The organism is Cryobacterium sp. Sr3, assembly GCF_004402835.1.
GTDB classification, from domain to species: Bacteria; Actinomycetota; Actinomycetes; order Actinomycetales; family Microbacteriaceae; genus Cryobacterium; species Cryobacterium sandaracinum.
This window is the reverse complement of the sequence record NZ_SOFA01000007.1, coordinates 78695-85490: the sequence shown is the minus strand read 5'-3', so window position 1 is coordinate 85490 and position 6796 is coordinate 78695. Positions and strand designations below refer to the sequence as shown.

At 68.7% G+C, this 6796-nt stretch carries 5 protein-coding genes, 1 tRNA gene and 1 pseudogene; 1 reads left to right on the top strand and 6 read right to left on the bottom strand.

The window, feature by feature from the left end; all coding sequences use genetic code 11:
- The coding region (locus E3N94_RS02690) for a non-ribosomal peptide synthetase (protein ID WP_198416246.1) at nucleotides 1-2532 on the bottom strand (2532 nt) is incomplete at its 3' end.
- 120 nt (nucleotides 2533-2652) lie between these two features.
- A complete protein-coding gene (locus E3N94_RS02685) occupies nucleotides 2653-3510 on the bottom strand; it encodes a Cof-type HAD-IIB family hydrolase (RefSeq protein ID WP_166784707.1) in 858 nt (285 codons plus the stop codon).
- Nucleotides 3511-3760: 250 nt separating this feature from the next.
- Here E3N94_RS02685 and E3N94_RS02680 point away from each other — a divergent pair, with 250 nt between their 5' ends.
- A complete protein-coding gene (locus E3N94_RS02680) occupies nucleotides 3761-4546 on the top strand; it encodes an acetoin reductase (RefSeq protein WP_104100116.1) in 786 nt (261 codons plus the stop codon).
- A 138-nt stretch (nucleotides 4547-4684) separates the two neighbouring features.
- Here the strand turns inward: E3N94_RS02680 and E3N94_RS02675 are convergent.
- The 4 genes and pseudogenes from E3N94_RS02675 to E3N94_RS02665 form a co-directional block, all read right to left on the bottom strand.
- A pseudogene (locus E3N94_RS02675) lies at nucleotides 4685-5192 on the bottom strand (YihY/virulence factor BrkB family protein); the annotation flags it as partial.
- A gap of 60 nt (nucleotides 5193-5252) precedes the next feature.
- The gene (locus E3N94_RS17015) at nucleotides 5253-5564 is read right to left on the bottom strand and encodes a hypothetical protein (RefSeq protein ID WP_241987043.1); all 312 of its coding nucleotides are present in this window, start codon (nucleotides 5562-5564) and stop codon (nucleotides 5253-5255) included.
- Nucleotides 5565-5680: 116 nt separating this feature from the next.
- Nucleotides 5681-5755 (bottom strand) — tRNA-Arg (locus E3N94_RS02670).
- A 57-nt stretch (nucleotides 5756-5812) separates the two neighbouring features.
- The gene (locus E3N94_RS02665) at nucleotides 5813-6694 is read right to left on the bottom strand and encodes a CHAP domain-containing protein (protein WP_241987042.1); all 882 of its coding nucleotides are present in this window, start codon (nucleotides 6692-6694) and stop codon (nucleotides 5813-5815) included.
- Between the last annotated feature and the right edge of the window lie 102 nt (nucleotides 6695-6796).

Below are 6796 nucleotides of genomic sequence, written 5' to 3'. Positions count from 1 at the left end.
GCGGGTCCCTCGCGGCGGGCGCTCGGCCGGCCACGAGCCGCGGGCGGCGCCCATGCGGGCGGCCGGGGACCCGGCCCAGCGTTCACCCGGCGGCACCGGTCCGGAGACGGCCGAGCCCGGCTCGATTACGGCGCCCCGCCCGATGTCGGCGCCGCCGAGCAGTGCGCTGCGGGAGCCGACCGTGGCGCCAGCGCCGATCCGCACCGGCCCGATGCGCAGCACGTCGCCGTCGATCCAGTAGCCGGACAGGTCGGTCTCGGGTTCGATGGCTGCCCCGGCACCGATGTCCAGCATTCCGGTTACCGGCGGCAGGGAGTGCAGGTCGACGTCGGTGCCGATGCGGGCGCCGAGGGCCCTGGCGTAGTAGCTGATCCAGGGGGCACCGGCCAGGCTCACGGCATCCGAGAGCAGTGCCACCTGTTCGGCGAGCCAGAGGCGCAGGTGCACCGATCCGCCGCGCGGATAGTTGCCGGGCTCCATGCCGCGCAGCAGCAGCCGGGCGGCGACGACGGAGATGGCCATTTTGCCGGGCGGGGTGACGAAGAGCACGAACCCGAGCGCCACCCACCACCAGGAGATGGTGGGCGCGAAGGAGGCGCCTGACCAGCCCGCGAGCAGGTTGTTCGCCGCCGCGAGGTAGACCAGCCAACGCGCGCCGACCAGCACGTGCAGCGGCACGCCCAGCAGGGTGATGGCGAGGCGGCTGCGCCGGGGCACCGGCTGAACCTCCCGCACGATACTCGCCGCCGCGGGTGCGCGTCCGTCGAGCTCGTCGGCGAGGGAACCGATCCGGGGGTAGTCGTAGATGTCGGAGACTCGGGTGTCGGGGAACCGCTCGCGGACGGTCGACACGAACTGGGCCGCGGAGAGCGACCCGCCGCCGTGGGCGAAGAAGTCCGCGTCGGGGCCGTCGGCCGACACCCCGAGGATGGCGGCCCAGCCGGCGGCAAGCCACGCCGCCGTCGGCGAGAAGGCCTCCGCCTGCTCACCCCCGGTGGCGGGAAGGGGCCAGGGCAGGGCACCGCGGTCCACCTTGCCGGAGGTACGCGTGGGCAGCTCGTCGACGACGTGCACCAGCGGCACGAGCGCGGCCGGCAATTCTTCGCGCAGACGAATGTTGGCGGCCGCCCGGTCGAAGAGGGCCCCCTCCACCTGGGCCAGGTAGCCGACCAGGATCTGGTTGCCGGCCGGGGTTCTCTGCACGACCGCGGCCGCTCCGGCCACCCCCGGGAGCGCGCGCAGGGCCGCCTCGATCTCGCCGAGTTCGATACGCCGGCCGCCGAGCTTGACCTGGTCATCGGCCCGGCCGACGAACACGAGACCCTCGCGCTCGTAGCGCACCAGGTCGCCGCTGCGGTAGGCGCGGTGCCAGCCCAGCTCGGTATGCGGGGCGTACTTCTCGGTGTCCTTGCCGGCGTCGAGGTAGCGGGCCAGCCCGACCCCGCCGATAATGAGTTCCCCGGTCTCGCCGTGGGCCACCCGGGCACCGGCGGCGTCCACCACGGCAAGGTTCCAGCCGGCCAGAGGAAGCCCGATCCGCACCGGCCCGCGGCCGTCGAGCAGGGCGGCGCAGGCGACGACGGTGGCCTCGGTCGGGCCATACGTGTTCCAGACCTCCCGGCCGCGCACGGCGAGGCGCGAGGCGAGCTCGGGTGGGCAGGCTTCGCCGCCGAAGATCAGCAGCCGCACCCGCTCCAGCGATTCCTCCGGCCACAGGGCCGCGAGGGTCGGCACCGTCGACACCACGGTGATGCCGTGCTTGATCAACCACGGGCCCAGGTCGACCCCCGAGCGCACCAGGGAGCGGGGCGCCGAGACGAGGCAGGCACCGTTCCGCCAGGCCAGCCACATCTCCTCGCAGGAGGCGTCGAAGGCCACAGAAAGGCCGGCCAGCACCCGGTCCGCGGGACCGATCGGGTCCGACCGGAGGAACAGGTCGGCCTCCGCGTCGACGAACGCGGCGGCGGAGCGGTGGGCCACCGCCACCCCCTTGGGTACCCCGGTGGAGCCCGAGGTGAAGATCACCCAGGCATCGTCGTCGGGGGCCGGCATGGCGCCGATCGTGCCGGCGAGGGCCAGGTCGTCCCCGGGCGCCAGCATCCGTTCGGCGAACATCTCCGCGTCGATGCCGGTGCGCACCTCGAACACGCCGCCCGCCCCGATCACGCCCACGACCCGGGCCTCGCCGAAGACGAGCCGGGCGCGTTCCTCGGGGTCGTCGGCGTCGACGGGCACGTAGGAGGCGCCGACCAGGAGGGTCGCCAGAATGGAGAGATACAGTTCCCGGGTTCCCGACGGGATCCGGATGCCGACGGTGTCGCCGCGGCGCACCCCGCGGCGACTGAGCTGCTCCGCCTGCTCGGTGACCAGGCGCACCAGATCCCGGTAGTTGATCGCCCCGTCGACGTCTTCGAGGGCGAGCGCGCCCGGATGCCGACCGGCGGTCGCGAGCAGGATGTCGACCAGGGTGCGGGCCGGCGCCGCGCGGTGTCCGGCCTCGAGCACGTCCTGGCCGGGCTCAATCGGGGTCAGGGTCACGCAGGCTCCTCGTCCAGGTCACGGTGCCAGCCACCGCGCGCCACCAGTTTAGAACCCGCAGGTAACAGGGAGGTGTCCGGTTACGATGACACCGGCGACGGGTGCCGCGACGCGTCAGATCAGACCATGGCGGCGGAAGGCGTTCCAGACGCCGTCGCCCTGCACGGTGGTGGTGACCTCGTCGGCGTAGGCCTTGACGGCATCCGAGGCGTTGCCCATGGCGATGCCGACCCCGCAGACCTGCAGCATCTCGATGTCGTTGCTGCTGTCACCGATGCCGAGGGCGGATGCCGCGTCGAGGCCGAGCCGGTCGAGGAGCCGCAGGATCGTGGAGCCCTTGTTCACACCATTCAGCGTCACCTCGCCGCTGCCGCGCCCCATGTGCGGGATGGTTCCGGTGATGACATGGAAGTCTCCGCTGAGCGCGTCCGACACCCGGTCGTACGCCCGGAGGTCGCCGGCGAGGAACACCGACTTCGCGATGCCCGTGAGGCTGAAGGGGCGCACATCGGCGAAGGCCTTCAGCGCCGGGTGTGCGACGGCACCGGTGACGGATGCCGTCGCATACCCGGCTCCCGCCTTCCGCTTTTCGCCGGACGCGTAGTAGTCCGCGAAGCGGTCATGCACGCCGGGGCTCGGAAACAGCTCGTCAAAGGACTGCAGGTAGAAGTCGTACCCTGACTCCTCATAGAAGCTGATCATGCGGGCCACGGCCGCTTCGGGCATCGTGCGTTCGATCACGAGCTCATCGCCGATCTCCGCGAACCCGCCGCCGGAGCTGATGAAACCGTCGAATCCGATGTCGCGGATCGCGGGGTAGATCTCCACGGACGCCCGTCCGGTGCTGAGGTACACCAGGTGCCCGTTGTGCCGGGCGGCGCGCACCGCGTCGATCGCCGACTCCGCGATCATCGAGCCGGTCTCCATGAGCGTGCCGTCGGCGTCGACGAACGCGATGCGGGGGGAAATCATGAGGCACTCCAGACGAGGTGGTCTCCGGGACGTGTGCATCATCGGAGACGACCGGAGTGTGGTGATCGTATACATCGACGCTAGCTGCTGAGGCGTGTACCGCGTGACCGGATAACATCGGCGAACCGGTCGACAGAACTGTCGCCTAGCCTGAAGGGGTCCGGATGATCGTCTGACCGACACCGTCAGGGCTGCGGGCCAACGACGCCAAACGGCGCTCAGCATGCCCGAACCAGAAATGAGAACCACCATGACCGTTTCGAACAAAGTCGCACTCGTCACCGGAGCCGGGCAGGGAATCGGACGCGGCATCGCACTCCGCCTCGCCCAGGACGGCTTCGACATCGCCGTCGCCGACCTCGACTTCCAGGCAGAAAAGGGGGCCGGTGTCGTCGCCGAAATCGAGGCTTTCGGGCGCAGGGCCGTCTTCGTCACCGCCGACGTCTCCAACCGCGATGATGTGTTCGCCGCCGTCGACACCGCGGCCGAGAAGCTCGGCGGATTCGACGTGATCGTCAACAACGCCGGCATCGCCCAGGTCACGCCCATGCTCGAGGTCACGGCGGACGATCTGGAGAAGATCTTCCGCATCAACGTGAACAGCGTCGTCTGGGGGATCCAGGCCGCGGTCGCGAAGCTCGACGAACTCGGCCACGCCGGCAAGATCATCAACGCCGCCTCCATCGCCGCCATCCAGGGCTTCCCCATCCTCGGCGCCTACTCGGCCTCGAAGTTCGCCGTCCGCGGCATCACTCAGGCTGCCGCCCAGGAGCTCGCACCTCGGGGCATCACGGTCAACGCCTACGCCCCCGGCATCGTCGGCACCGGCATGTGGGACCTGATCGACGAGAAGCTCAGCGCCATCAACGGCAAGCCGCTCGGCCAGAACCTCAAGGAAAACGTCGACGGCATCGCGCTCGGCCGCATCGAGACCCCGGAGGACGTCGCCAAGATCGTGTCGTTCTTCGCCGGCCCCGACTCCGACTACGTCACCGGCCAGGTCCTGCTCGTCGACGGCGGGATGCTCTACAACTAGGGCCTGGAGCGCCCCGGGGAACGACGCTCAGTGACACCCGGAGGCGAGGTTGGGAGCAATCCGGACCTCGCCATCCGTGCGCGGAGGCTGGGTGTCCCTGGAAGGATTCGAATCCCCAACCGGTTCCCGGCCGTCGCCCTATTTCTTCTTCTTCGACTCGCTGTCGTCACTCGTTCGTCTGTTCAGCCGCAACCGTCGGCCGATCGCGATGTCCTCTTGTACCTTGTCAGCGGCCTTGTCGCTCTTGCGGGTGTCCCGCGGCGGCAGCTGAAGTTCTTCTTCTGCGGCGATGCCCGCCTGCAGCTCACGGCCTTGTTCCAGCTCGGCGTCGAATTCGGCACCGAAGAGCAGGGCGAGGTTGGCTATCCACAGCCAGAGCAGGAACACCACGATGCCGGTCAGGGAATCATACGTGCGGTCGTAGTTGGAGAAAATGGTGACGTAGAGGCCGAACAGGAATGAGGAGATCACCAGAGTGAGGAATGCGAGTAACGCACCCAGGCTGATCCATCGGAACTTGGGCTGCTGGGCGTTGGGGGTTGCCTAGTACAGGATTGCGATCCCGGCTGAACGCGCCGACGCACCCGGATGCCGACCACAGCGCCAACAGGATCCCGACGACGAGGGCGACGCCGACCGCCGGCGACGAGCTGAACTGCCCGAGCGGGGAACTGTGGGCAGGGCTGCGGTCGACGCTGCAGCGCTTTCACTGGGGATATCGCGAGGCCGGGTCTACGTCCCGATCAAGCGTCACCAGGACGGGACGGGGCTGCTGACGCAGCACATACCGCCAGGACGGCTTGGCGATCTCGCTCAGCGAGTCGGGTTTGCGGGAATCGTCGGGCGCCGGTGCTCGCTCGTTTTTTTCGCGCACGCTATTTCTGCCATGGGTGCTCTCCTCGGCTTCGCCAGCGATCGATTCGTGCGCGCATCCGTTGCGCCGCCGCGGAGTGAGTTCGATTAGTTTCATTGACTCCGGGAAGGAATTCAAACCAAATCTGCACATCAGGTCAAACACACTATTTCCGTGATGAAACGGGAAATTCCCCGACTTTAAAGGAGGAAGTCGACCGCTCCGTGGACACGTCGACACAAGGGCGATGTGCTGGTCGGTCGGCATCGACCGATGATTAGTGGTGCCCCTGGAGGGATTCGAACCCCCAACCGTTTCCTTAGGACGGAACTGCTCTTCCGTTGAGCTACAGAGGCTGTCTACTGAAGTTTAGTGGTTGTCTGCCGGCGCCGCAGCGCACCGCTGCGACGCGCTTACGTCGGCGGGTACAGGAAGAGCGGAACCTCACTGGCCGACACGGTGCGCGTGTTGTACGCGTGACTGCCGTTCCAGTTGTATTCCTCGAGAATGACCGAGCCGTCGCTGTTGACCGACTGCACGTAGGCCACGTGGTTGTAGTTGAACCAGGCGACCGCGCCGACGACGGGAGTGTCGCCGGTGGCCCAGCCCTGGTCAGCCCAGGCGCTGGCCCAGTTGCTCGCGTTGCCGCCGCTGGGGGTGAGCTTGCTCCAGGTCCAGGTCCACGGGGAGCCGGTCGACCCGGCGTCGCGGTTGAGCCGATATGCCACGAAGTCCACGCATTCGCGGTAATAGTAGCCAAGCGGAGACAGCCCGCCGCCCTGGGTGTCGGTGGCCCGGTCGAACCACGGGTAGTCGTCGCCCTTGGCACGCACGCTGTATACAGCGAAGTCGGTGGCAGCCGATCGGGCTGCCTCGGCGGTCTGCTGGGCGGCCAGTGCACGCTTGGCCTCGGCATCCCGCTGGGCGAGTTCCTCGCTCGTGGTCGCCGTGAAACCGTCGCGAGCGACGGTGATGGCTGCGGCGCCACTGTCCACCGTGACGCCCTGCGTGTCGGCAACCCGCGGAGTCGTCGAGGCGGTGTCGCTCGCACCGGGCGCGAACGCATAGGCAGGAAGGCCGGCGGTGAGGAACAGTCCCGGAATGGCCAGCAGGGTCACGGCGATTTTCATGGGCCGCCGGCGGCGCGACCGGGGCACCGGGCGGCTGACGGCCGGTGCGACCCGCGGGGAAGCGACCGGATTGAGCAGGTTGCTCCGCGCCGCGATCGATGCCTTTTCGAGGTCCAGAGCCTTGGTTTCCGCCACCGCAACCGCATCGGGAATGCGCACAGCCACCGGCACGTCCATTCGCACCGGAGTGTTCACGGTGGCGTCGGCTCGGGTCTCTGCCGCCTCACGCTGCGCACGCAGTTCGCGGCGCGAGAGCGGAAAAATCGG